Origin of the sequence: Planococcus donghaensis (genome assembly GCF_001687665.2) — a bacterium.
Classification (GTDB): domain Bacteria; phylum Bacillota; class Bacilli; order Bacillales_A; family Planococcaceae; genus Planococcus; species Planococcus donghaensis.
On the sequence record NZ_CP016543.2, the window covers coordinates 2,420,894 to 2,447,261 of the forward strand.

The window sequence follows — 26,368 nt, forward strand, 5'->3', positions numbered from 1 at the left end:
ATTTTTTATAAACAGGAGGAAGAAAATGAAGCGTTTAGTTGGATTTTTAGTCGTTTTTGGGTTTGTACTTAGTACATTGCCGCTATCTGCATTTGCGATCAAGTCGGATGAGGCTGAATTTAATGCATTTTTAGTAGAAATCAATTGGGAAAAGCAAGATTATCTAGACTACTTAGCAAGCAAAGACTGGTCTTTAGATGAGTTTGAAACAATTGATGAACTAGGGACACCTTTAACTGAAAAAGGCATTCAGCTTTTAACAGAAAAGCTAGAGATGACCCGTACAGAATTAAATGAGTTGCTTTATGAATACGGTGACCTTGAATATGGCGAAGATGTACTTGATGGTGTCTACTTAATTTTCATTGAAGATGTTGAATACTTTAGTGAATTTTATTTAGATGATTACACAGGTACACCGATTGACGATGAAAACCTACAAGAATTAATGGATAACTTTGGCTTTGCATCAGAACAAGAGTTAGAAGAATTTTTACAAGGTTATTCTGATTCTCTAGAAAACTACGACTTTATCGAAGACTTAGAAGAATCCCTTCTTTTTTATACAGAAATGGATGATTACGAGTTAGATTTCAACGGCCTTTTCACTGAACTTGGATTGACTGAAGAAGAAGTGGAAAGATTGATTGCTCATTTAGAAACCTTAAATTATGAAGATCCTGCATTTGAAGAACAATTAACACAATTAAGTGATCGCATGATGGCCATGGAAGATTTTGAAACAGCTGACGAATTAACAGCCGAACAAATTGCCGAAATGATGGATATTTATAGCGACATGATTAACTTGTTTGAATTGAAAACAACGTACTTTTTTGTAAAAGATGGCGTGAAAAAGCCGGTTTCATTGGCTACATTAATGACACTTCAATCAACTGAAGGTGCAGACTTATTAATTGAAATCTACAATCTAAAAGATGTATTTTTAGCGGATGTTTTGTTGACTGCTGATATGTTTGGATCTGATTTAATTGCTGATACAGGAAAAGACTTAGGAGCGGTAGAAACAATCATTTCAACTCCTACTGTGACACAAAAACCAACTGCCTCTACACCAAGTGCAACAAAAACGGTTAAAGGTGGCAAACTACCAGTTACTGCTTCTAACTTTGTGCCTACTTTACTTTTCGGACTGGCGCTACTTTTAAGTGGAATTATTTTATTCCGTCGCTTGAGAGCTGAAAAAATTTAATGATGAACGACCAACTAAAAAAAAGAAGAAGCAAAAAATCGCTTCTTCTTTTTCTATCGATTGCCTTAGTTGTTTCCGGTTTATGGTTTAGCACAACGAGCACAGCAACTTTTATCAAAGGTTATATGCTTTACAAAACGGGACATGCGGAAGCTAAAGACTTTAGTGGCAAACCCGTGTCTCCACGTTTTGAACTAGATGAAACACATACTAAAAATGACTTACTGAATCTTGAGTATCCACAAAAACCTGAAGTTGGCGACTTGATGGGAGAATTATTTATTCCAAAACTTGAAGCCAGCCTACCCATTATTCATGGCACAGACGAAGATGAGTTAGAAAAAGGCGTCGGCCATTTTGCACAAAGTGTACTGCCCGGTGAAGATGACAATTCCGTATTGTCTGGACACCGAGATACCGTCTTCCGCGAACTGGGTAAAGTCGGAAAAGGCGACCTTTTAACGGTCACAACCTATTCAGGCACTTTCACGTATAAAGTGCGTCAAGTTCGAATCGTCGATCAAGACGACCGTACCGTTATAGTTCCAAAACCAAAAGCTACCTTAACCGTTTCTACATGCTATCCATTCGATTATATTGGATATGCTCCAGAACGCTATATATTAGTAGCTGACTTGGTTTCAAGTAAATAAAAGAGCGGTGAATTGACTTCACCGCTCTTTTTTCTTTCTATTTTTAGTTACGAACTTCTTTTAGCTTCTAGCAGTTTTTGAACTTCATCGTATATGCGTCGACTATTGTTTTGATCTTGATACTTAATAATCCCTGTAATTTCGTATTCGAAATTCGCAAAGTTACTCTTAATTCGATCTTCAATAATGGTCACAAGCTCTTCCTCAAAAGACCCAATCCCACCGATAAACGTTTCTTCAATAGGACGTAAAATGCCTTTACGGAAAAATCGTTCTACATCAAAATGATAGTAAACGACCGGTTTGTTGAGTAAGGTAAAGTCAAAACTAACACTGCTATAATCTGTTATTAACAAAGCATGGTCAATTAGCAATTGCTGAACGGTTTGTGAGCCTAGTGGGATAAATTTAATGCGTTCATGCATATCTTCAATTTCACTTTGGAAATAATCTTGCGCACGATAATGTGGATAAAAGTTAATATTCACATTGTACTCTTCAAGAAGTCCCAATAATTTTTCATTTTGGATTAAGTTGGAATAAGCCATGAAATATTCACTCTTCAAAAATTGTTCATCCGTGTTGATCCAATCACGCCATGTTGGCATCAGTAAAATGTCTTTAGGGGGATCGACTTGGATGAGATTATCAAAACGCGCCAAACCAGTTGCGACCACTTCATGGTCGTCATAACCCATTTCGTCCATTACAATTACTTTCTTTTCAGGTTCGGAGCTCACAATAAACAAATCAAATGGCATATCGTAATTTTTCTTATGGTATTCCACGTTTTTGCGTCCTAATACGCCATGTTGAAGGAATATTTTAATCGTTTCTTCATACCCAAAAAACCCTTTTGCTGGCTTATAAGGCAGGATATTTTCTAAATCGTGTGTGCCAAGTAACACTTTGGCTTTAAAGGCAATTTCAAAATGTCGATCGGACCCAAAAATCAATACATTTGGAAGGTGCTTAATGTGTTCATAATCTGTACTGTCTTCTTCTATTACATAATAAGCTTCGATCGTTGTATGTTTTTGTAGCCATTTGAAAAAGACAATGCCATTGTCTTGAGCGGTATTCGTGCGCTCTCCCATCAACCAAACATTTTCATCTTTTGTTTGTGTATCTTGCGGGATTTCCACATCTTTTCTTACAGTAAACGATTCTACTTTCACGTTGTTAAATGGCGTCGTTGTAATCATGAAATGATGCTCATTGCCGTTATCATCAAGTTGTTTCATATAGCTATAGTAATTATCCTTTTTATACTGCGCTTTAGTGTATCTGATTTTTTCTTTTCGGATAACTTCTTGTGAATTGTTTTCAATCACGACAAACAAATCAAGAACGGTTTTATCTTTACTTTTTATACCGATCAAATCTAAACTTTTAAAATCAATGGAAAACTCTCCAGAAATGGGCACTTGAAGCGATTCTTGAGACGCTCGGTCTTCTATCAGTAAGTAAGCTTTAGAACCTATAAACTCTTCGATTGACCCTATGATGCCTTCTATTTTAAAATCTGTTACTTCACGGATAGATTTTTTAAGCTTAGCTGGAGTCATTGCTAATCCTAGAGACAAATCTTTTCGTCGGTAAAATTTAAGTTTAACCAGCTGTGAATTCGAGATTACTTTGTACCGCGTCGTGGTATTTTGCAATGTTCGCTTGTCTAAACTAAAGCGATAAACTTTAGGTTCTTCACTATGCTCCACAAGGAAAAAACGTTTTACAAATAGATTGTCCAATAAATTGTTCATTGGCAAAACGGTTTGAAAAAGACCGTTTTTGTTATTTAAGGGATAAGTTTCGAGCAGGCCGCTTTTCGGTTCATCTACTTGAAGCGAGTATTCCACATTCGGCACTTTATCCCCTAAAGAAAATGATAAAAGAAACTCAGAAACTTGTTTTTCTTCTATCGAGATAGAATCAGTTTCCATCGCATGTGGTTGCAATTCCATATACAAAAAAGAGTCTCTACGGAGGATTTTATACTGATGGTGATAAGAATTGAAAGAGTCATTAAACTCATCCTCCAGTTTTACTGAATACAACTTGTTATCCGCATAAAGAAACACTCTCCATAAACCTGCAGCCATTTCAGAAAAGTCCTCGAAAACAAAAGGGTTATGTCCAGCTTCCCGTTTCCCAGTTAATACACGGAATTGAAAGTTGTTAAAAGCATACAGTTCAATACTTTCAACATCTTCGCTCACACTATTTGGCAACTCTATAGTCATGGATAAATTTTCATACTGTACGGAGTTTACGATAGCCTTGATCGAACGATCCATAAAGAAAAAATCAGCAAATCGATTGTTTATAATGATGTTCTTTTTTACTTTTGTTGATAACAGTTTATTGGCGATTAATATCGATTCTTGAAAATCACCTGCTTTGTACATGTCATGTTCTGTGATCCATATTTTTTTATTGTTTATTGTCAACTGGATACTCGAACTCGATGTGACCGAAGAAAGTAAGTGTTTTGGAAGTGATACAACCAAGCTGTTTTTCCCCACAAACTTACACGTCAATGGATAAACTTCTTCGTTGACTAGAAATTCTGCTTTAGCAATTTTTTTTCGAGTAAAGAAGTTTGACAACTGAAATTGAAAAAGCAAATTTTGCTCATCAAAATAGTATTCTTCTACTTCTACTCTTTTTACTAATATTCGTTTCACCTTGTTTTTAACTCTTTTTAAAATCATAGCTCTTTATCTCCTAGACAATTTTATTCTGCAATATCTTATGTTATCATCCTTCTAATTTCTGTCAATTGAATTAAGGATAGACAGCCAGCAAAAGAATACTTATACTGTAATAATGTGACCAGCTACATACTTATAGTTGTTTACTCAAATAAAGAAATAACCTGGCTGTTTTTGGCTTAGGGAATCAATTGGAGCAATCAAGTGAAAAATTTAAATGAAATCAATATTATAAGAGCCATTATGTGTCTTGCTATTGTTGTTACCCATTCCATCTCAAATTATTTAAGAAATATAGAAGTCGATCAAGTTGCTTACGATCAATATATCGTATGGATCCGGTTTGCACTGCTTTGCTCTACCCCAATCTTTATTTTATTATCTGAAACTCTTTTATCAAAAAACTATCCAAATGGATTGAAAAAAGGATTCTTCGCTAAACGAATACAATTTATTTTAATCCCTTATTTATTGATTGGGTTAATCGTTAGTTACCGTGGTTCAGCTAGAGACTTCTCGTCTTTTCTTGACGTAGCTCTCCAAAAAGTAGTATTTGGCCAATGGTACGGATTTTTTGTCATTGTCATTTTCCAATTTTATATTTTGCACTGGCTAATCGGAAAATATTTAGCGCGCGTTAATCCTATCGGGCCGATTCTCGTGTCGTTTGCTATTTCTTTTGCTCATGTATATTGTTTTGTTCATGTTGCTACGTATGAAAATTTCATCTTAACAAATTATCCGTTATGGTATAAAACCCATATTTTTATGTGGTTGTTTTATTTTATTGTCGCATTTTATATCGGTCAATACTATGAACAACTTATCACATTTTTAACCACTAAAATATGGATACCCATTTTGACGACAATGACGAGTTTTGGAATTATTATGTACAATTATATCGAATTGGACTATACAAGAATTTCAAGTGAACGCTATGATATGTTGCTGTATTCTGTGAGTGTCTTCTTTCTTTTAGTAACATTAATCCGTAAGTTTAATTTTAACAACCAGACATTAGTCATGATTAGTAACTTCTCATTTTTCATCTATTTAACACATATGATTTTCTTGCCTTACTTTGTTAAACTTTCAATGACTTTCGGTGAAAATTTCTTCACATACGTCATCACCATGACGTTCCTGACAATCTCATCTTGCATCGGCGTGGCATTCTTATTTTATCAAAATGGTTTCACGCGTCACTTTACAGGAAAGATCAAATACTTGGAACCAACATCTCCAAAACCAAAACAACCATCGTTCAATAAGGACACACGTCAAGTCAATTATGAGCAATAAAATTTGTTTCACGATCATGAAAAACCGCCTATCAGCATAATAAGCTGATAGGCGGTTTTTTACAGTCATCTTATTCTTTATTCACGATATCCGAAACATAGTAAAAACCATATTCATCCATTACAATGGTGTACGTTTTGCTACGTTCTTGAACGGACCAATTACCCGCTGCATCTTTGAAATCAAAAGCTTCTTCCGTGTGAACAATTGCATAGTCGTCAAAGATTTCTACGCCTGAGATTTCTAACTTCGTAAAATTGAATTCCATGCCTTTTCCTGTGATATCTGAAATATACTCGCTAATGCCATTGTAAATTTCACTTTGGTACACAAGTAAATTCTGCACATAGAAAAAGTCTTGTTCTTTTAATGCTAGCTCATAGTAGTAACGGAAATCTCCGATAAACTCACTTAAGTTCGCTTCGTCAAACTTCATTTCCAAATCAATATCGTATTCATAATCTTCATCTTCGTAGCTATTAAAATCATCGTATACATTAAACACGGTAGAGACTTCTTCTGCCGTCATTGGATTGGTTACCCATTGAGATAACTGCTCGTGCATCGAATACAAAGGAATTGAAAAACCGATTGAATCGCCTTCTTCAATAACTAAGGAATTGATCCCAATGACTTTCCCAGTTGTGGCATCAACTAAAGGGCCACCACTGCTTCCTGGCGCAATTTTAGCATCGATTTGATAAATGTCTTCATACGTAAACTCTTGGTAGAAGTCACGATCAATTCCCGTTAAATAACCAATTGATGCTGTGTTTTCTAAACCAGCAGGACTGCCAAGTGCAATAACTTCCGTTCCAACATCCGTCTTGTCCATTTCAGCTTCTAGCGGCGTAATGCCTTCAAATGCTGCTACGTGAATCAGTGCAATATCCGATTCACCAGAAATTCCGACCACTGTACCCGGATGGTCTTGTCCATTAATGTTGCGAACGACCACATCGGTGTACCCAGCCACAGCATGAGCGTTTGTTACGACCATTCCCGTATCTGAAAACAAGAATCCTGATCCTTGCCCACCTTCTGTTAAAACGGTATAAACTTTTTGTTGTACTTCCTTAATAATTGCTGTTTTTTCCTTTTTCTTTGGCTCTACTTTTTCCTCTTGTTCAGAAGGGGGCACGACGTTTTCGACTTTAGTTACCGTACCTGCTGCTTGTTCTTCAGCTGGTACCGTTTCTTCAGGTTCTTCTATTTTTTCCGGCTCTTCTGCTACTTCTGGTTCTTCTGGTTCTTCTGGCTTTGTCTCAACTAGTTCCGGCGGCTCCGCATTATTGCTCATTAATTGTGCAGACCCGATTCCTACACCGAGCAAAGTCAACACTAAAATAATAGCGTATGTAAGCTTACGCTTTTTGTGTTTTTTATTTCGAGTCTGTATAAGTGAATGCCCGCAATCTTTACAGTATTTTGAGCCCTCAACGTTTTCAGCTCCACAGTTATTGCATTTCATAGTTGTACCTCCTTGATGATCTAGCATAAAGTTCTTTATTTTCTTCCATTATAAACCTTATAACGTCAAACAACTACCAAGGGTTGCAAGATGTAATGAAGTCTTCGCATTTGTAATAAATCTATATATTCAGAACATAATCTTACCAATAAAATCAAATAAATATTGTATTTTATAAATAAAATGTAAAATTTTAATAATAATATCTACTTTAATCTTCCATATAATGATATAATCGATTCAGTTAAATACTAATTTTTAGGAGATGATAATTTGAAAGAATTTCTAGATGTATTTAAGAAAACCTTGGATTTTAAGAGTAGATCACGCCGCAAGGAATACTGGATGTTTATCCTATGGACCACTATCATTTCAGTTGTTTTATCTATTATTGAAATTGTAGCAGGATTAGAAATCGCACCAGATATTGGACTATTAAGTACGATTTTTACTCTTGTCATTTTAATTCCTAGTATATCGGTCACCGTTCGCCGATTACACGATATCGGTCGTACAGGCTGGTGGCTATTGCTTAGCTTTATCCCGATTCTTGGATGGATTGCTTTATTCGTATTTACCTTACTAGATAGCGAATCAGGCAGCAATAAATACGGTTCAAATCCAAAAGAATTTGAACATGATTTCAAGCCGGTCAATAACTAAAGATAAAAACACACCGCAATCGTCGAAAGACAATTACGGTGTGTTTTTATTTCACATCAATTTCCTGTAATGTTTTTTGAACTGTGACTAATTGGTCGAATTGATCGGTTAAGTCTGTTGGTTCTGTTTGTCGTGAAATTGTAGTCGTATCTTGTATCAATCGATTCAAGGTTGATTGATAACGTCTGTATTGATCAGCGTTTATGGTATTTTCTCCTTCTATTTGCGCAGTTAAAATCTGTAGTTTCTTCTCTACCTCTATTAATTGGTTTTCATAAGGAATACGTAGTTCACCATTCTCGTGAGAGGCTGAGGATTCTTTTATTTGATCCGTTTGTGTGTTTAGTTGCGTCATCCAAACAAATCCCATAACCAGAATGAAAATAGATGTTTTCAAAAACAAAGTGTTCAACTATTTTTCCTCCTTCAAACGATTAGTCGTTACATTTAGTTTATCTCATCCACTAAATGCCGTCCCTTCTCTTTTGAAGTCTTTAACATTTCTTAACCCCTAATTTACAATCGATTTATCGCATCGTAGTTTTCACCATTGAACTTCGGAGGATTAGCAGAAATGTATCGAGCTCCTGCTTTGTTGTGTCTTTTGAAATTGATAGTCGGATAAATTTCCGAGCAGCATCTTGTGCGATGCCTATAGCACTCATTGCAGACATTGCTTCACCAGCACCAATTTTGCAGGCAGTTCCTGTAGAAATGGCCACCTCATGTCGATTACACTCGAGCATCATCCATTGCCCTTCTACGTGTGGTAATAAAAGCCCTAAAATAAATGGTGATTTTTCAGCACTCTTTCCGATCATCTCCACCTCTTTTGGTAAGTGCTCTAGTAAATAAGACTGCAAACTTTCAGCGTGCTGAAAAACTTGTTTTTGTTCTGATATGGCTTCTTTTGCAGCAATAGTTGCCGATACAATTGCTGGAACGTCTATCGTTCCGGCGCGAAAGCCTTGTTGATGGACAGTTCCCTCATAAGTCGACTCCCAGTGGATACTAGGATTTACCCACACAATGCCGACTCCTTTTGGCCCCCCGATTTTATGGCCAGAACAAACAGCACTTGTAACACCAAGACTAGTTAAATCTACTGGAATCTTTCCGAGAGCTTGGACACCATCACAGTGAAAAGGCACCCCATTTTCTTTCGCAACTGCTGCACATTTTGTGATCGGCTGAACGGCTCCCATTTCTGAGTTGACCAGCTGTATCACTACTAATGCTGTTTGGTCTGTAACCATTTTTTTATATTCATCAATCTCAAGAACTCCATCTTTACCCATTGGTACATAACGAATGCTGTACCCTTCTTTTTCTAACTCGTGCAATGTTGTTAGTACAGAAGCATGTTCAAGTTGCGTGGTAACAATTTCTCGTTGCTCCTCTTTTCTTCCACGCAACAATGAGCGAATGGCCAACTGGTTGCCTTCTGATGCGTTGCCGGTAAAATAAACTCCTTCTTCTCGAACATTGAGCAAGTTTCCCCATGTACGCTTGCACCCTTCATATAACTGCAAGGCATCTGAGCCCTTGTCATGCAAACTTTGCGTATTTCCGAAAACCTCTTTAGCTGCAGTAACATAAGCCTCAATAGCCGATTCGCGCATAGGAGCAGTTGCAGCATAATCCAAATAAATGGTCATTTTTTCATCATTTCCTTCACATGCGATATTTTAATCTTGTAATCACTTTAGCTTTATGTCATTAATAGTGTCAAGACACTTGTAAAGTTGGTGTAAACTTATGTTTGATGTTTGTATAATCGGAGGCGGTATCGCTGGATTAATGTTAGCCCATTCTCTTCCTTCTTCTTTATCCATCGCCGTCCTCACGAAAGAAGATTCATTTTCAAGTAATACGGCGTTAGCACAAGGAGGAATTGCCGCAAGTATTGGTCCAGGAGACCACCCAACTAGTCATGCTATGGATACTTTATCTGCTGGCGCAGAGCATGCACATGCAAAACGTGTAAACCTATTAACAACTGAAGGTCTAGCCATAATCGAAAGCTTGTTATCACGAGGATTACCTTTTGATGCCACGGAAGAAGGACTCCCGCTCTTGGGTCGAGAAGCAGCACATTCCACAAAACGAATTCTTCATGCAGGTGGCGATCAAACAGGAAAAATGTTTTTACAGTATTTCTTAGCCGTAACAGAAGATCACGTTAAACGCCTGCCATACAGTTCGGTTCTTGAGCTCATTGTAAGAGACGGGGAATGCGTTGGTGTGTGTGTAGAAGACGCCCTAGGCAACCGTTCTACCATTCAAGCGCATCATACCGTTTTAGCGACTGGGGGAATCGGTCAATTGTATAGTCAAACTTCCAATTCTTTCGTCGCTACAGGGGATGGCTTATCGCTAGCCTTTCACGCAGGTGCCGTATTAGAAGATTTGGAATTTGTTCAGTTTCATCCAACCGTTTTGACTCTTCATGGCCAATCTCATGGGTTGATTTCTGAAGCAGTTCGCGGGGAAGGTGCATTGCTCGTCAATGCTGCTGGACAACGCATCATGACCGGTATTCACCCATTAATGGAACTTGCGCCAAGAGACATTGTTGCTCGTGCCATTGAACGACATTGGCAACAAAAAGGTCCTGTTTTTTTAGATGCTCAATCTATCGAGCAATTCGAGTTAAAATTCCCTTCTATTTTCAAAAATTGCACTGATCTACATATCGATCCTGAACGAGAGTTGATCCCTGTTAGACCCGGTGCTCATTTTCATATGGGTGGAGTTCAGACTGACGAATGGGGTGCAACAACAGTTCCCCGTCTTTATGCCATCGGAGAAGTTGCATCCACTGGTGTACACGGCGCAAATCGTCTAGCCAGCAATTCCTTGTTAGAAGGTTTAGTGTTCGCGAAACGGTTAGCGAGCAAATTACTATGTACCGGCTTTAACTTTGTGGAAAAAGAGATTCATTTAGCCGATGGGACAAAAGAATTCATTTTACCTGCTGATTTGCAATTGCGCATGACACAACAAGTGGGGATTTTAAGAAATGTGGAGACTTTACAAAAATTCAATGCCGACTTCCCTTTACACCGATTTGATTTGCAGCAATATTCTAGTCAGCATATAAAGGACATTCACCGGTATACCGCTAGCAGTTTAATTGCCACAGCTGCCTTACTGCGAAAAGAAAGTCGAGGCGCGCATTACCGTGACGATACACCAGAAGCTTCTACGCAGTGGACAGGTAAAACAGTCGAATTGTCTTTAGCCGGCCACACATTTGGAAAACGTTTAGTACAACAAAAGGAGACCGTGTTATGAATCGATTAAAAGCTGAAGAAGCGATTAAAGCATTTTTATTAGAAGATATTGGAGACCGTGATTTGTCATCTATCCTTTTTAGTCCAGAAGATCAAGGTGAAGCAGTTGTTCGGCTAAAACAACGTGGAGTTATCGCCGGCTTACAATGCTTTCAATGGGGATACAACTTATTAGATCCTGCAGTGACAGTAGAGATTTTAAAAAAAGATGGCGATTGGGTAGAGTCTGATGAAGCGATTGTTCGCTTAAAAGGCCCTGTTGCCGCGTTATTAGCAGGCGAACGAGTACTTTTAAATTTGGTGCAACGTATGAGTGCGATTGCAACATTGACTGCGAAGTGTGTGGAAGCTTTAAATTCTCCCCACACACGCATTGCCGACACAAGAAAAACCACACCTGGACTGCGAATATTTGAGAAATATGCGGTGCGGATTGGTGGTGGATTTAACCACCGGAATGGACTATACGACGCTGTCATGTTAAAAGACAACCATATCGCCGCAGCTGGGTCTATCTGCCAAGCCGTAAAAAAAGTGCGCGAACAAATTGGACATACGATCATGATTGAAGTTGAAATTGAAAATTCAGCTCAATTACAAGAAGCGATCGAAGCACGCCCTGACATTATTATGTTCGACAATCAACCCCCGGAAACGCTAGCTGAATGGGTAAAACTCGTGCCAGATTCGATCTGTACAGAAGCTTCGGGGGGCATCGGATTAGAAAATTTAGCTGCCTACCGTCATACGGGGGTCGATGTAATTTCTATTGGAGCATTAACTCATAGCGTTCATAATCTTGATATCAGCATGAACCTGTCTATCTCACCCAAGGAGGCAATTTATCAATGACTCTATTTCTAAAAGAATTACAACAAGAAGAGGCAATGCCCGCATCTTACTTGCAAACAACAACTGAAGAACTGCATAAACGGGCACAGCTAGCTCGTGCAAAACTTGGAGATCGGTTGTACATACTCGGACATCATTACCAAAAAGACGAGGTCATTCGCTACGCTGATGTCACAGGAGATTCACTTCAACTTTCTCAAATTGCGGGTCAGCAAACGGCCGATTATATTATTTTTTGTGGTGTTCATTTTATGGCCGAAACCGCAGACATTCTGACAAGTTCTGAGCAAGCCGTGATTTTGCCGGATATGCGCGCCGGTTGTTCTATGGCAGACATGGCCAATATTGATCAAACTGAACGCGCTTGGTTGCACCTGCAAGAACTTTTTGGTGATACGATTGTGCCATTAACTTACGTCAATTCAACTGCAGCGATTAAAGCGTTTGTCGGTCGTAACGGCGGAGCAACCGTTACGTCTTCTAATGCCGAGCCTATGGTGCGCTGGGCGTTAACTCAAAAACAACGCATGCTGTTTTTGCCAGATCAACACTTAGGACGAAATACAGCTGTGAAGTTAGGCATTCCACTCGAACAAATGGCCATTTGGGATCCGATTAAACAAAAACTCGAAGCCCAATGTCCGCTAGAAGACGTTCAAGTGATTTTGTGGAAAGGCCATTGCTCTGTTCACATGAATTTCCTGCCGAAACATATTGACAACTTACGGAAAAATGAACCCAATCGCAACATTTTGGTGCATCCGGAATGCACGTATGAAGTGGTGAGCCAATCTGATTTTGCCGGGTCGACAAAATACATTATTCATATGATTCGAGCGGCTGAACCCGGTTCCAAATGGGCAATCGGCACCGAGATGAATTTGGTAAACCGGCTAATTGCGGATTACCCCGAACTTGATATTGTGTCGTTAAACCCTTATATGTGCCCTTGTTTAACAATGAACCGCATCGACTTGCCCCATTTAACATGGGCTCTCGAAGAATTGGTAGCAGGACGTGTAATCAACCGCATTCAAGTCGATACGCAAACTGCGATTGAAGCAAAATTGGCTTTGGAAAAAATGATGTAGCTAGAAGAAGGCACATTGCCCTCTTTTTTGTGCGAGGTGCGGTTTGCGGCGATTGAGGTGCGGTTTTATTCCTTTAAGGTGCGCTCTTTACCTTTTGAGGTGCGGAGTTTCTGTTACGAGGTGCGCTCTTCGCTTATTGAGGTGCGGTTCCATCAATTGCACACAAAAAAGCCATTCCACAAAAGGAATGGCTTCATCTATTTATTGAGAACGAGTCATTCTGCGACCGCGTCCATCATAAGCTATTTGATTTTTAGAGCGTTTTTCTTTTTCTTCGATTTCACGGAAGCGGTTTTCAATTGCTGCTGACACCAATCCGAGAACTGTACCAAATGCCGCTCCTGCAGCTACTTCAACAGGTTGATGACCCAGTAATTCTTTTAAATCTTTTTCGCGTTCCACAAATTCAAAGCTTGGAAACTCTCCCGAAAATTTCACAAAGCTGTCTTCTAGTTCATTGACCAGTCGCGCGATTTCGCCTGTATGGCGACGTATCCCTTGTGCATCGTACATGACGATGACTCCGAAGACAATTGCTAGTGCCGTTTCTGTATGGCGTGCACCTTTATTCGCTGCTACGTATGCCGCAAGCGCTGATACCCCTGCTGAGTGAGAACTTGGCATGCCCCCAGTCGTAAAGGCTTGTCGCCAATCCCAATTACCCGTTACGGTTTTGTGTGTCACAATTTTCAACGCTTGTGCGACACCAATTGCACCTAACGAAGTGATCATTCCTCTATTCATCTTTCTCATCTACTCATCCCCCATTTTCAGCTTGGCAACTGGTTGTTGCCGGATTATATACTTCTTTACCCAAATTCAGAAGAGAATATGTAACCCTAACAAAAATAGAGTGTTACTAACTAAAAAAACTCCTGTGCAATCAGTAATCTGATTGCACAGGAGCTTAAATTTAGTTTGAACTTTGAGCAGATACATCAACTGGATGTGTTGCTTCATAAAGCAAGTTTTCCAATTCAGAGCGGTATTCTTCCTTTTGTTCTTCAGACCATACAAGCGTTTTGCTCATATAAGCGATGACGTTCTTTTTATGTGCATGTACCCAGTGAATATCGAAGAACAAGGCACCTGTACGACGGATAAAGAAGTCGACTGGTTTAAATGCTGATTCGTATTCCATTGAATAACGCAACATCGCGTATACAATTGGATCGAGTCCAGCTTCCGCTGCATCATCTAATCCTTGTGTATAGAAGTGCAAGACTTTATCAACGTTTGAACCATAACGACTCACAAGCATATCCATCGCGTCAGCCGTTAGTCCCATACTAGCCGCTTGGTTTACACGGTCAGCTCTGAATGTTTTAAGTCCTTTCGAACCGCCTACTTCCCCACCAGAAATCGGCAAGCGTTTCGTCGAACTTTTCGGATACTTGGTTCCTTGCTCTTTTTGCAATTGCTCAGCCACAAGGTCGACAATGCTTTCACCCATCTTACGGTAACCGGTCAATTTACCACCCGCAATTGAAATTAACCCAGAATCTGAAATGAAAATTTCATCTTTACGTGAAATTTCTGATGGGTCTTTGCCATCTTCGTGAATCAATGGACGCAATCCAGCCCAACTTGACTCCACATCTTCTTTTGTAATTCCGACTTCAGGAAACATAAAGTCTACGGCTTTCAAGACATAAGCACGATCTTCTTCGGTCATTGTTGGGTGAGCAATATCTTGCTCGTACACCGTATCGGTTGTCCCCACATATACTTTTCCTTGGCGTGGAATTGCAAACGCCATCCGGCCGTCTGGCATATCAAAATAAATTGCTTGTTTTAATGGGAAACGACGACCATCAAACACTAAGTGAATGCCTTTCGTCAATTGCAACGTTTTACCGAATTTCGAATGATCTTTGTCACGCAACGTGTCTACCCAAGGTCCAGCTGCATTGACAATTTTTTTCGCAAAAATTTCGTGAACGTTGCCATCAATCTGATCTTCAACACGGACACCAACTACTTTGCCATTGTCATAAATAAAGCTTTTTACTTTGGCATAGTTCATTGCCATTGCGCCTTTTTCGATCGCTTTTTTCATCACTTCCATCGTTAAACGCGCGTCATCTGTTTTGTATTCTACGTAATAGCCTCCGCCTTTAAGTTCTTTTTTCTTCAATAAAGGCTCACGACGCAATGTTTCTTCTTTGCTTAACATTTTGCGGCGTTCAGATTTTTTTACACCAGCTAAAAAGTCATACACCCGAAGACCCACATTTGTGCTAAGTGGCCCGAATGTTCCACCTTTATAAAACGGCAATAACATCCATTCAGGAGTCGTTACATGTGGTCCGTTTTCATAAACGATTTCGCGTTCTTTCCCTACTTCTGCAACCATCTTCACTTCAAATTGTTTTAAGTAACGCAAGCCACCGTGAACCAATTTTGTCGAGCGGCTACTTGTACCTGCTGCAAAATCTTGCATTTCGACTACCGCAATGTCCATACCGCGAACAGCCGCATCTAATGCAATTCCTGCACCTGTAATTCCGCCCCCAATGACTAAAACATCTAATTGGGATTGTTTCATTTGGTTATATCGATCATTTCTGTTTAAACTTGAAAATTTCATAAGTTCATCTACTCCTTCTGTTTTGTTTGAGGTATAGCCATTTATTTACTTAAGTTGATCCGCCAAAAAATTGCATTCGTACAAAATGGCTAATGTGAAATATGGAGAAAACAGTTTAAAAAATGGCTCTTTCTAACTTGTATACCCATTTTTCCAAATAAAAAGAGAGATCCAGGCACAGTTACAGAATTTTTTCTGTAAAACTGGCTTGGTCTCTCAAAGTCTCCGGCCGTAAATCTCTCGTTATTAACTTTTATGTTATTTTGCTGGTTTAAATAATCGTGTTGCTGCTACCGCTTGTTTCCAGCCTTCGTAAAGTTCTTCGCCCTGTTCTGTCGACATATCACGCGTAAACGTTTTGTCGATTCTCCATTGCTTAGCGATTTCTTCTTTGTCTTTCCAGAATCCAACTGCTAGTCCAGCTAAGTAAGCTGCACCAAGTGCGGTTGTTTCCTGAACCACTGGACGTTCTACCGGTACATCTAGAATATCACTTTGGAACTGCATTAACAAATCATTTGCAACGGCTCCGCCATCAACACGTAACGTTTTTAGTTCGATCCCTGCATCTTCTATCATAACATCTACAACATCTTTCGTCTGATAAGCGAGGGATTCAAGCGTTGCACGGATAAAGTGAGCTTTTGTTGTGCCACGTGTTAAACCGAACACCGCACCACGTGCATCTGTATCCCAGTAAGGTGTTCCAAGTCCAACAAATGCAGGAACCATATAAACGCCATCTGTCGATTCAACTTCCATCGCATAGTTTTCGCTCTCTGGAGCATTTTTAATAATTTTCAAGCCATCTCGCAACCACTGAATCGCTGAACCGGCTACAAAAATACTACCTTCTAGTGCGTATTCTACTTTGCCATCAACGCCCCAAGCCAAAGTCGTCAACAAGCCATGATCAGATTTAACGCCTTCTTCACCCGTGTTCATCAGCATAAAGCAACCAGTTCCGTAAGTGTTTTTGGCCATTCCTTTTTCAAAGCAAGCTTGTCCAAACAAAGCAGCCTGCTGATCTCCCGCCATACCAGCAATTGGTACTTCGTGACCAAAGAAATGATAGTCTACTGTATTTGCATAAACTTCAGAAGACTGACGTACTTCTGGCAACATGCTCTTCGGTACAGTAAGAATATCTAATAATTCCTGATCCCAGTCCAAATCATAAATGTTGTACATTAATGTACGTGAGGCATTACTGTAATCCGTTACGTGAGCTTTGCCACCGGATAATTTATAAACCAACCATGTGTCCATTGTTCCAAACATCAAGTCGCCATTATCTGCTTTTTCACGTGCGCCTTCGACATTATCAAGAATCCATTTCACTTTTGTCCCTGAGAAGTATGCATCGACCAAAAGACCGGTTTTCTTACGGAACAATTCGTTCAAACCTTGCTCTTTTAACTCATTACAAATGCCATCTGTTTGACGCGATTGCCAAACGATTGCTTTGTAAATCGGCTTTCCAGTATGACGATCCCAAACCACTGTTGTTTCACGTTGGTTTGTAATTCCGATACCTGCAATTTGAGTCGGACTAACATCTGATTTGCGCAATACTTCTGCCATACATGCCAAGACAGATGTCCAAATTTCGTTTGCATCGTGTTCTACCCAGCCTGGCTTTGGAAAGAATTGTTGAAACTCTTGTTGGCCAGTTTCTACGATTTCACCGTTGTGATTAAACAATACCGCACGTGAACTTGTCGTACCTTGGTCGATAGATAAAATGTAATCTTTAGTCAAAATAATCTCCTCCTAAGGGTTTATGAAATTTTTTCTTCTACTGTATCCGCTGGTGTATGTTCTTTTTTTAATTCTACACTTGCTGCTCCAAATAATACCAGTAATAAGATGACGCTCATGATCCAAAATGGCAGGTCATATGCTCCTGTGAACATCGCTTTGTAAAATAGCGCGCCGTATATACCACCGAAAATAGGACCCACTACCGGAACCCATGCATAAGACCAGTCTGAACTTCCTTTACCTGGTATCGGCAACAATGCGTGTGCAATACGCGGACCTAAGTCACGCGCCGGGTTGATCGCGTATCCGGTAGTGCCACCAAGTGACATCCCGATTGCGACAATCAACAAACCTACGATTAACGGATTCAAGCCTTCAGTAAAATCATTTGCACCAATGAACAATAAGCCCATTAATAACACGGCAGTTCCGAGAATTTCACTTACTAAGTTGGAGAAAGGACTACGGATTGCTGGACCCGTTGAAAATACTGCCAGCTTCGCGCCTTTGTCTTCTGTGCGTTTCCAGTGTGGCAAGTAGTTTAAGAAAACAATAACTCCACCAAGAAAAGCTCCAAGAATCTGTGCAGCGATATACAGTGGAACTTTAGCCCAAGGAAAATCACCTACAGAAGCAAGACCTAAAGTTACTGCCGGGTTAATATGTGCACCTGAAAAACTCCCAACTGCATAAACAGCCATAGTAACCGCTAGACCCCATGCAAGCGTTATCAAAACCCAGCCGCCATTTTCTGCTTTAGAGTCTTTTAATACCGCACCTGCAACTACACCGCCACCAAAAATAATTAAAATCATCGTACCAATTACTTCTGCCAAAAACTCCGTCATCGTTTTGCACCCCTTTATTTTTTTTGTAAGAACTATTTTAAATATAAAAAGACCCACACTGAACCAGCCACTCTTTTGTTAAAAGCGCTCTTTTCAGTGCAGGTCTCCGTTTCTCCAACACAGTTCTTAACTTGTAAGTCTAAGTTATCAGTTAATGAAAACGCTGTCAACAGTTATTTTACAATTCCCAAAGTTCTGGTTGTGATGTTGAAATCGCTTTAGCTCCTCCGTCATAAGCAAGTTGAATGTCTTCCTTCGTTCGAATCAACCCACCCGCAATAACCGGTATGCCTGTCTTATCAAAAACTTCTTTAATAACCGATGGAATAATTCCTGGCAAGATTTCAATATAATCAGGCTTAACTTGGTTGATCAACTTAATATTGTGTTCTAGTGCCTGACTATCGAGTAAAAACAAACGTTGAATAGTCATCAAATTATTTTTCTTCGCCAACGATATTACGTTACTTCTTGTTGAAACAATTCCATCCGGTTTAACTTCTCTCACCAAATATTCAAATCCATACGCATCCGCCTTTAACCCTTGGATTAAATCAACATGTAGAATTACTTTCTTCTCTGTTTTTTTCGCCGCTTGTACCAATTGCTTCAACTGCGATAACCGCGTTTCCAAAAAGATAATATATTCATGTTCACTCTCGAGTAAACGTTCAAATTCTTTCATATTGCGTAAAACAGGTAAAACGCCAGTTAGCTCGTACACCGTTTTTCCTCCTCTAGTTATTTTAAATTCTCTTGCCTCTTCTACTATAATGCGGATCGATTTGGACTAAGGACTCTCACTCTTTATAAGATTCCACTTTATACATAACCATTCCGCTAGAACCATCCATAAACTTCCCCTTAGCCACGACTTTTCCATTGTTGCGCATTTTTTCTAAAAACGATAGATGGGGCGTGCGAAAACCTTGGCTTTTGTCACTATTTTTCATTGGTCACAGCACCCCAAAGTATTTCATAGGCCCATCCCTCTTTTACCTATTATAATGAGCCTGTTTGAAAAAGTCTGTTGTTGTTGCGAATTTCGTATAAACTATGTTTTTGGATACCAATTTCTGGGCTTACTGTCCGTTTTTTTGAAATACTGTCCGAATCGGCGGGAATACTGTCCAAATCGCAAAAATACTGTCCGAATGCCCTCATTTACTGTCCGGAATCTTTTTCTTTCACGGAAAGCGCGACCTTGCGCTTTCCTGGTCTTCGGTAATCAGGTTCTTGAACTTTCAGATGGGAGAATGTAGATAAACTATCCATTTTTCTTCATTTACTGACGAAACAGTATAAAATAAAATAAAACACTAAACTTTTATAAGGAGTGAACGGATAATGCGGATGACCAAAAATGGCCCTCTATACCAGCTAACCTTCTTACCGAAATTACTTCCGATCAATTGCTACATTATCGATGAAGAAACTGAATTGACTTTGGTAGATGCAGCACTTAGCCTTCACGCGAAACAGATTTTATTATCGATTCGTGTTATGCAAAAGCCATTAACTCAAATCATTATCACCCATGCCCATATGGATCACCTCGGCGCACTTGACGCCATTAAACGTGAATGGCCAGATGCAGTGGTCAGTATGTCTTCACGTGACGCTCGTCTGCTCGCAGGTGATACTAGCCCTCTTCCTGGTGAACCCGACTCCCCAATTAAAGGCGGCGTGCCAACAAATATTAGGACACAGCCAGATCGCTTGCTCAAAGAAGGCGACCGAGTTGGTTCACTCGAAGTGGTAAATACTCCTGGGCATACACCAGGTTCGATATCATTACTTGATACCCGTAACCGGTTTCTTATTGTGGGAGATGCGCTCCAAACACACGGAGGCATTGCCGTTTCTGGCACCTTCAAAGCACTTTTTCCTTTTCCCGCATTAGCTACATGGAACAAAAAAATAGCACTGGAAAGCGCAAAAAAGATCAAAAAGTTAGACCCTCAACTGTTAGCGGTCGGCCACGGGAAAATGATGGTGCATCCACTGAAGGCTCTCGAATCGGCAATTTTAGAAAGCGAAAAAAAGAACTGGCATTAATAGCTTGAATCCAATCAAACTGCCACCGCTCACGAATAACACTCTACTTTTACAAAACAAAGTTTGCTATGATTAGAATTGGAAAATATAATCCAAATTCATTGAGAGTTTGCACTAGATTAGGAGCCATCCAAACATGCCTGAAGAATTTCTACTAAAATTAAAGTCGAGCATAAAGCCGCAATGGAAAACAGCTTTTATCACTGCTTTTATTACCGGATTTTTATGCCATATGTTTGTTTTCACAAACACTCTTCCCAATCATGACAGTTTGATTAATACACATAGTCCTCAACTTAAAGCTGATTCGGGGCGCTTTTTCCTATCACCTTTTAGTGGAATCAGTTCTTACTTCGACTTACCTTGGATAAATGGGATGCTCGCTATCTTTTATTTAGCTTTGTTAGCCGTCATGCTCATCGAATTGTTTCAGTTGAAAAAAACATTTTCCATCTTGGCTGTTAGCGGCTTAGTTGTTACGTTTCCAACGATTGCTTCTACTTTTTCTTACATGTTTACTGCAGATGGGTATCTTGTTAGTTTTTTAATGACCGTTTCAGCTATATTGATCACGCAAAAATACAAATATGGTTTTATCCCGGCTTCTATTTTATTTTACATAGGTGTCGGGATTTACCAAGCCAATTTACCACTTCTATTAACACTCATCCTAGTTTTCCTAGTTACTGAAATTATGGGTAGAAAAATCACCACTCTACAATTAGCACTTTATTCTTTTCGTTTTCTTGCCTTAGCTAGTATTGGGATGGTGTTGTACATTCTTCATTTTAAACTCTACACGACGTTATTTGCCGGTAATCTGACAAGCTATCAAGGGCTCGACTCTGTTGGAAAAAATGATGTTTCTATTTTTGAGCATTTCCAGCAAATTCACGAAGCCTTTTCTCTGTTTTTCTTCCGAGGATTTATAACAGACTTTCCAGTAAATTTATTTGAATGGCTAAATATTGCCGTCTTCACATTGATAGGTTTGGGTTTTATACTACTGCTCATTCAAAATAGCAAATTCATATCAAAAATGAATGTCATTTTTGCTATCCTTATGGTATTACTTATGCCACTAACTTCTTACATATTGTACTTTATGTCGGCTGAATTGACTTACCATATGTTGATGGTGTTTGCTCTTGTCAGTTTTTACTTATTACCAGTTGTTTTTTATGAACATCTTTCCGTTCCAACCCTTTCCACAAAAATCTTTTCCTGGCTAAATGTTTTAATCGTGCTGGTCACAATTTTCAACTTTGCACTTATTTCAAACATTGCTTACTTGAATATGGAGTTGAAGTATGAAAAATCAACCGCCTTAGTGAATCGTTTAATTAGCCGAATCGAACAAACCGAAAACGTTTCACCTAGCTCTAAACTCGCGATAATCGGGCGATACAGGATGGATTCTACGTTAAGTTCTCGTAGCATCCCAGAAAGCATTCCGAAAATGACCGGTTCTTTAGGCGATAGTATTGTTTTGTACCCGTATCATTACAAGGACATGATGCAACATCATTTTGGTGTTACGTACGAATTCGCTTCTGAGCAAGAATACAAAGAAATTGAAGCTTCAGAAGCATTTGCAGCAATGGAAGCTTGGCCCTCGAAAAAGGCTGTTCGCATCATCAATAATGTCGTTGTAGTTAAGTTACAAAATTAATAAAACACCAAACGCAGAGGTTTTCTCTACGTTTGGTGTTTTGCTTTAACTAATACCATTTTCCTATATATTTTAGTAGTTTTCAGCTATAATAGAAGGAAGAAATTAAGGAGGAGTGACAATGGATACGGAAAGAAAACTAAAACAGTGGCAACAGGCTGAATTGATTGACCATGCTACAGCGGAACGTATTTTAGCGTTTGAAAAACACCAGCCTGTTCCTAAAAAGCTTCCATTGCTTTTGCTGATTGGTTTGATTTTCTTCGCGCTTGCTGTATTTAGTTTTATTGCAGCCAATTGGCAGTCGATTCCGGATATAGCAAAAGTCTTGCTAATGCTAACATTAATGTGGCTATTTTACACCGTCGCTTATTTTTCTGGAAAGAAAAATTTTGGCTATCCACTTTTGTTCAGGGTTATTGGTCTTGCCATGTTTGGGGCATCTTTACTGACTGCTGCTCAGACTTTCCATTTTCCACTCGCGAACTCCGTCTTGCCGTGGGCGATGTATATAGCAACGCTTGCCCATTATTTTTACTGGCGGCATCTTGTATACTCTCTTGTTGGATTTTACTTTGGCGGATACGTGTTAGTATCGTTCTTGCCTAATATCGGTTGGGTGGAATGGGGTATTTTTATCGCCATTACATTTGGCTGGTTTTATTTCAGCAAAAACTTTGCACCTACTGCGTTTAGTTGGATACTACTTTTTGCTTCTGGTTTTATGTTATGGGGATTAGTAGAATACGACAGCGTCCTGTGGCCAATTTGGACTTTGTTCGCGCTTGTATTGCTTCTACTTGTTATTCCTTCCGATAAACAACAAATGATTCGACCACTTTATCTACTAACCGCTGGATTACTGCTTGTTGTCTATTTAGCAGTTCGCGGTCAAACTTTTATCAGCATCATTGATGAAAGTCATTGGGCTGAAGCCATTGCCTTAGCCATTGTTGCTGGTGGCGTACTTCTCTTGAGTTATTTCAAATTCAGATCTCTCATGTGGATAGCAGTTCCTGGTGTAATCGGATTGCTTTTGTTTGACGAAACGGCTATTGGACTTGCAATTGTCGCTGAACTCAGCGCACTTGCTTACTTGATGATCGCCCAGCGGCAAAATGAAAAACTCGGATTGGGCTTTGTTTATTTTATTGTTGTTCAATTTGTGATTTATATCATTTACGCTTGGGAACGTCTCGACATGTCTCTCTTCTTCCTTATTGGTGCGATACTGCTGTTTCTACTATCAGGGGCGGCTTGGTGGATTAATCGTCGGAAAGAAGGTGTGAAGTCATGAAAGCCTGGCTCTTCCCGATTATTCAAACTGTATTTGTTGGGCTCTTACTGCTTAGTTATTACGCAGCTTCCTGGTTTGGCGAACAATACATTTTAAGAGCTGAACCTTTTGATCCGTTTGATCCTTTTTATGGAGAATACGTGATGCTTCAATACCCAGACTTAACGTCGACCATGATTACCGATGACAGCTCGATTTACTTTACGTTAAAAACCGCGGAAGATGGCTACGCTATTCTGGATCGCGTTGAACCGGACCCTTTCTTTGGAGCTATTGAAGGCTATGTGTACGATAGTCGCGTCACAGCACCTCAATTAGAGCAGTTTTATGTAGAACAAGGCTTGGGTCCTCAACTTGAAGAAGCACGTGACCTGCAAGTAACGATAGACGTTTCAAGCTGGGGAACAATCCGTCCTATATCGCTCGAAGAACGAAAAGAATAAATCACAAAAAAAGTTCAATCAGAAACTGATTGAACTTTTTTGTATGAACAATAAATACATATGTTCCATATTATTTTTCGGAACGAGGTCGAATGTAATACTGAGCATAATCAAAATCTTTATCTACTTGAACGTTGTTCAAGACGGTCCCGAGCAAGCGCGTTTTTTTCGATGCTGTAATGGCATCTTTTGCTTTAAGCGCATGTGCTCTTTCTGTTTTTCCCGAATTCAAAACTAGAATCGTGCCTTCGCATTTATTAGCTAAAATAACACTGTCTGTAACCGACAGAACCGGTGGCGTGTCAAAAATCAACATATCGTACGTATCTAAAGCATTTTCAAATAGAAGATCCATATTAGAAGAGCTTAATAACTCAGCTGGGTTTGGTGGAATTGGTCCGGAAGGCAGTAAATCTAAGTTTTCGATGCCACTATCTTGAATCGCCATTTTTAAGGAAACTCTTCGAACCAACACATTTGATAATCCTTTTGAATTGCTAATTTTAAACGTTTGATGCATTGTCGGCTTTCTCATGTCCGCATCAATTAATAAAACTCGTTTGCCTTCTTGTGCAAAAACAATTGCCAAATTCGAGGAGGTCGTCGATTTGCCTTCTGAATGAGATGCCGAAGTCACGACTAGTGAACGAACTTTTCCACCCGGAACCGTAAAATGAATATTCGTTCGCAAAGTTCTAAATTGTTCTGAAACACGTGATCTTGGATTGGTAAATGCGATTAACTTTCTATTTTTAACTTCAGGTTTGATTTTTTTCTTTACCATTCTTGTTCCTCCCTGCGTTTAAAAGCAATCGGTTCGTTAACCGGAATGTCTTCTTCATCATTCATTGGCGAAATCGCTCCAAGAACAGGGAGTCCCAATACATCCGTTACATCTTCTTCTACTCTAATGGTCGTATCTAAATAGCGTAAGATCATAGCAATCGTTGCACCAATAACCAGCCCGACAATTGCGCTCAGTAAAATATTAAGGGGAGGATTTGGCGACACAGGTGTCTGACTCTCCAGAACAACAGCCGGTGATAAAATGGAAACGTTATCGATATTCATCAATTCCATAATTTCCGTTTCGAAAACTTCAGCAACCTTATTTGCAATTCCGACAGCTACCGCAGGATCTGGATCTGTTACAAATATATTGAGTAACTGTGAATTTTCCGCAAAGTCTACATGGACTTTTTCTTTAATTTCTTGATAAGTCATATCCAATTCTAATTGGCTCACTACTTGGTCTAGTATTATGGGGCTTTTAATGATTTCGCTATATGTACCCACTAGTTGCAAATCAATATCAATGCTTTGAGAATCGATTGTCGTTTCACTTTGCTTTTGACTGATCAGTAATTGAGTAGATGTTTGATAAATCGGTGTTAGTACGTAATACGAGATCAATGCCGTAATCACCATAATCGCGATGGTTATAGCCAGTATTAAACGAACCTTATTTTTTAAGATGCTATAAATTTCACGTAAGCTGATAGTTTCTATCATTTCGCCAAACCTCCTTTCATTCGAACTATATTGAAATAAACACAGACTACTTTTGGCCTAATTTCTCTTTTAAACCCAGTTATAGGACATCAAGGTGATTCCTCGATGTCCCTCAGTTCGAATTTATGAGCAATACGTAACAGCAACACTTTGTAGATTTCTTAAACTTGTTTAAAAAACCTTTACATCAGTCGCTATTAATACGCATCTTTTGATCCGAACAGCACTAGAATTGTTTTGCAGATTAACTTAATATCCAATGCCGTTGTGCGTTTGCGGATATATTCCAAATCCATCTCGACCCATTCTTTAAAGCTTATGTTGCTTCTCCCATTAACTTGCCAAAAACAAGTTAATCCCGGAGTTACACTTATACGCTGTTTTTCATAATTTGTATATTGTGCAACTTCGTCTGGTAAAGCCGGTCGTGGACCTACAATAGTCATATCGCCATATAGCACATTTACCAACTGAGGAAGTTCATCGATACTTGTTTTTCTAATAAATTTCCCGATTTTTGTAATTCTCGGATCGGATTTAATTTTGAATACAGGTCCCGATGCCTCATTCTGTTGCTGCAAAGCAGCTTTTAAATCTTCTGCGTTACAAACCATAGATCTAAACTTATACATATCAAACATTCTGCCATGTTTACCTACTCTTTTTTGTTTAAAGAAGATCGGCCCCTTAGGATCTTCTAGTTTAATTAACAGACTGATAATCAGAAATAAGGGAATCAACATAATCAGCCCTACTAATGAACCGACAATATCTAAAAAGCGTTTTGTATACAAATAACCATTGCTGGTATTTGTTTTTACACTTTCAAATACCAATTCACTGTATCTTGTTTTCACATTCATCTTTTCTTTTTCAGGAGCGGATACTGACATTTGAATCACCACTTTCATCATAAATTCCTGTTA

General features: G+C 39.2%; 23 protein-coding genes. 11 read left to right on the forward strand and 12 right to left on the reverse strand.

Annotated elements, in window-relative coordinates; all coding sequences use genetic code 11:
• The first annotated feature begins 25 nt into the window (after nt 1-25).
• Nucleotides 26-1,213: a processed acidic surface protein gene (locus BCM40_RS12110; protein WP_065525689.1), complete on the forward strand. Its 1,188-nt coding sequence runs from the start codon at nt 26-28 to the stop codon at nt 1,211-1,213.
• Entirely contained in the window at nt 1,213-1,866 is a 654-nt protein-coding gene (locus BCM40_RS12115) for a class D sortase (protein WP_156851293.1), read from the forward strand. The genes BCM40_RS12110 and BCM40_RS12115 overlap by 1 nt, the downstream gene beginning before the upstream one ends.
• A gap of 47 nt (nt 1,867-1,913) precedes the next feature.
• On the opposite strand, the gene BCM40_RS12120 is transcribed toward BCM40_RS12115, so the two are convergent.
• Nucleotides 1,914-4,580: a CDP-glycerol glycerophosphotransferase family protein gene (locus BCM40_RS12120; protein ID WP_065525688.1), complete on the reverse strand. Its 2,667-nt coding sequence runs from the start codon at nt 4,578-4,580 to the stop codon at nt 1,914-1,916.
• 204 nt (nt 4,581-4,784) lie between these two features.
• Between BCM40_RS12120 and BCM40_RS12125 the strand changes: the two genes are divergently transcribed.
• Complete coding sequence (locus BCM40_RS12125; RefSeq protein ID WP_065525687.1) at nt 4,785-5,885, forward strand: acyltransferase family protein; 1,101 nt, start codon at nt 4,785-4,787, stop codon at nt 5,883-5,885.
• Between the two features lie 70 nt (nt 5,886-5,955).
• Here BCM40_RS12125 and BCM40_RS12130 read toward each other — a convergent pair whose 3' ends face one another.
• Nucleotides 5,956-7,356 (reverse strand): trypsin-like peptidase domain-containing protein, encoded by a 1,401-nt coding sequence (locus tag BCM40_RS12130; protein WP_065525686.1) that lies wholly within the window; start codon nt 7,354-7,356, stop codon nt 5,956-5,958.
• Between the two features lie 273 nt (nt 7,357-7,629).
• Between BCM40_RS12130 and BCM40_RS12135 the strand changes: the two genes are divergently transcribed.
• The gene (locus tag BCM40_RS12135; protein WP_065525685.1) at nt 7,630-8,019 is read left to right on the forward strand and encodes a DUF805 domain-containing protein; all 390 of its coding nucleotides are present in this window, start codon (nt 7,630-7,632) and stop codon (nt 8,017-8,019) included.
• 46 nt (nt 8,020-8,065) lie between these two features.
• Here BCM40_RS12135 and BCM40_RS12140 read toward each other — a convergent pair whose 3' ends face one another.
• Both BCM40_RS12140 and BCM40_RS12145 read right to left on the reverse strand, forming a co-directional pair.
• Complete coding sequence (locus BCM40_RS12140) at nt 8,066-8,431, reverse strand: hypothetical protein (protein ID WP_065525684.1); 366 nt, start codon at nt 8,429-8,431, stop codon at nt 8,066-8,068.
• A gap of 115 nt (nt 8,432-8,546) precedes the next feature.
• The gene (locus BCM40_RS12145) at nt 8,547-9,677 is read right to left on the reverse strand and encodes an IscS subfamily cysteine desulfurase (protein WP_065525683.1); all 1,131 of its coding nucleotides are present in this window, start codon (nt 9,675-9,677) and stop codon (nt 8,547-8,549) included.
• 100 nt (nt 9,678-9,777) lie between these two features.
• Between BCM40_RS12145 and nadB the strand changes: the two genes are divergently transcribed.
• From nadB to nadA, 3 genes are read left to right on the forward strand one after another with little or no spacing between them, the layout of a single operon-like run.
• Nucleotides 9,778-11,316: an L-aspartate oxidase gene (nadB, locus tag BCM40_RS12150; protein WP_065525682.1), complete on the forward strand. Its 1,539-nt coding sequence runs from the start codon at nt 9,778-9,780 to the stop codon at nt 11,314-11,316.
• Nucleotides 11,313-12,167 carry a carboxylating nicotinate-nucleotide diphosphorylase gene (gene nadC / locus BCM40_RS12155; protein ID WP_065525681.1) on the forward strand — a complete coding sequence of 285 codons (855 nt, stop codon included), beginning with the start codon at nt 11,313-11,315 and terminating at the stop codon, nt 12,165-12,167. The genes nadB and nadC overlap by 4 nt, the downstream gene beginning before the upstream one ends.
• Nucleotides 12,164-13,258: a quinolinate synthase NadA gene (nadA, locus tag BCM40_RS12160; RefSeq protein ID WP_065525680.1), complete on the forward strand. Its 1,095-nt coding sequence runs from the start codon at nt 12,164-12,166 to the stop codon at nt 13,256-13,258. Before nadC ends, nadA begins: the two co-directional genes overlap by 4 nt.
• A gap of 201 nt (nt 13,259-13,459) precedes the next feature.
• On the opposite strand, the gene BCM40_RS12165 is transcribed toward nadA, so the two are convergent.
• The 5 genes from BCM40_RS12165 to BCM40_RS12185 form a co-directional block, all read right to left on the reverse strand.
• A complete protein-coding gene (locus BCM40_RS12165; protein ID WP_008431947.1) occupies nt 13,460-14,011 on the reverse strand; it encodes a divergent PAP2 family protein in 552 nt (183 codons plus the stop codon).
• Between the two features lie 160 nt (nt 14,012-14,171).
• Nucleotides 14,172-15,848, reverse strand: coding sequence for a glycerol-3-phosphate dehydrogenase/oxidase (locus tag BCM40_RS12170; RefSeq protein WP_065525679.1), 1,677 nt, complete (start codon nt 15,846-15,848; stop codon nt 14,172-14,174).
• Nucleotides 15,849-16,106: 258 nt separating this feature from the next.
• The gene (gene glpK / locus BCM40_RS12175) at nt 16,107-17,609 is read right to left on the reverse strand and encodes a glycerol kinase GlpK (protein WP_065525678.1); all 1,503 of its coding nucleotides are present in this window, start codon (nt 17,607-17,609) and stop codon (nt 16,107-16,109) included.
• A gap of 20 nt (nt 17,610-17,629) precedes the next feature.
• Nucleotides 17,630-18,460, reverse strand: a complete 831-nt coding sequence (locus tag BCM40_RS12180) for an MIP/aquaporin family protein (protein WP_065525677.1) — start codon at nt 18,458-18,460, stop codon at nt 17,630-17,632.
• A 178-nt stretch (nt 18,461-18,638) separates the two neighbouring features.
• Nucleotides 18,639-19,184: a glycerol-3-phosphate responsive antiterminator gene (locus tag BCM40_RS12185; RefSeq protein ID WP_065525676.1), complete on the reverse strand. Its 546-nt coding sequence runs from the start codon at nt 19,182-19,184 to the stop codon at nt 18,639-18,641.
• Between the two features lie 623 nt (nt 19,185-19,807).
• Between BCM40_RS12185 and BCM40_RS12190 the strand changes: the two genes are divergently transcribed.
• From BCM40_RS12190 to BCM40_RS12205, 4 genes are all read left to right on the forward strand, one after another.
• Entirely contained in the window at nt 19,808-20,518 is a 711-nt protein-coding gene (locus BCM40_RS12190) for an MBL fold metallo-hydrolase (protein ID WP_065525675.1), read from the forward strand.
• A gap of 136 nt (nt 20,519-20,654) precedes the next feature.
• A complete protein-coding gene (locus BCM40_RS12195; protein ID WP_065525674.1) occupies nt 20,655-22,190 on the forward strand; it encodes a glucosyltransferase domain-containing protein in 1,536 nt (511 codons plus the stop codon).
• Between the two features lie 121 nt (nt 22,191-22,311).
• Nucleotides 22,312-23,487 carry a DUF2157 domain-containing protein gene (locus BCM40_RS12200; protein ID WP_065525673.1) on the forward strand — a complete coding sequence of 392 codons (1,176 nt, stop codon included), beginning with the start codon at nt 22,312-22,314 and terminating at the stop codon, nt 23,485-23,487.
• On the forward strand, nt 23,484-23,930 hold the full coding sequence (locus BCM40_RS12205; RefSeq protein WP_065525672.1) for a GDYXXLXY domain-containing protein: 447 nt from the start codon (nt 23,484-23,486) through the stop codon (nt 23,928-23,930). Before BCM40_RS12200 ends, BCM40_RS12205 begins: the two co-directional genes overlap by 4 nt.
• Before the next feature lie 70 nt (nt 23,931-24,000).
• Here BCM40_RS12205 and BCM40_RS12210 read toward each other — a convergent pair whose 3' ends face one another.
• From BCM40_RS12210 to BCM40_RS12220, 3 genes are all read right to left on the reverse strand, one after another.
• The gene (locus BCM40_RS12210; protein ID WP_065525671.1) at nt 24,001-24,714 is read right to left on the reverse strand and encodes a CpsD/CapB family tyrosine-protein kinase; all 714 of its coding nucleotides are present in this window, start codon (nt 24,712-24,714) and stop codon (nt 24,001-24,003) included.
• Nucleotides 24,708-25,442: a YveK family protein gene (locus BCM40_RS12215; protein WP_065525670.1), complete on the reverse strand. Its 735-nt coding sequence runs from the start codon at nt 25,440-25,442 to the stop codon at nt 24,708-24,710. The genes BCM40_RS12210 and BCM40_RS12215 overlap by 7 nt, the downstream gene beginning before the upstream one ends.
• 197 nt (nt 25,443-25,639) lie before the next feature.
• A complete protein-coding gene (locus tag BCM40_RS12220) occupies nt 25,640-26,335 on the reverse strand; it encodes a sugar transferase (RefSeq protein WP_420330050.1) in 696 nt (231 codons plus the stop codon).
• Nucleotides 26,336-26,368 lie beyond the last annotated feature (33 nt).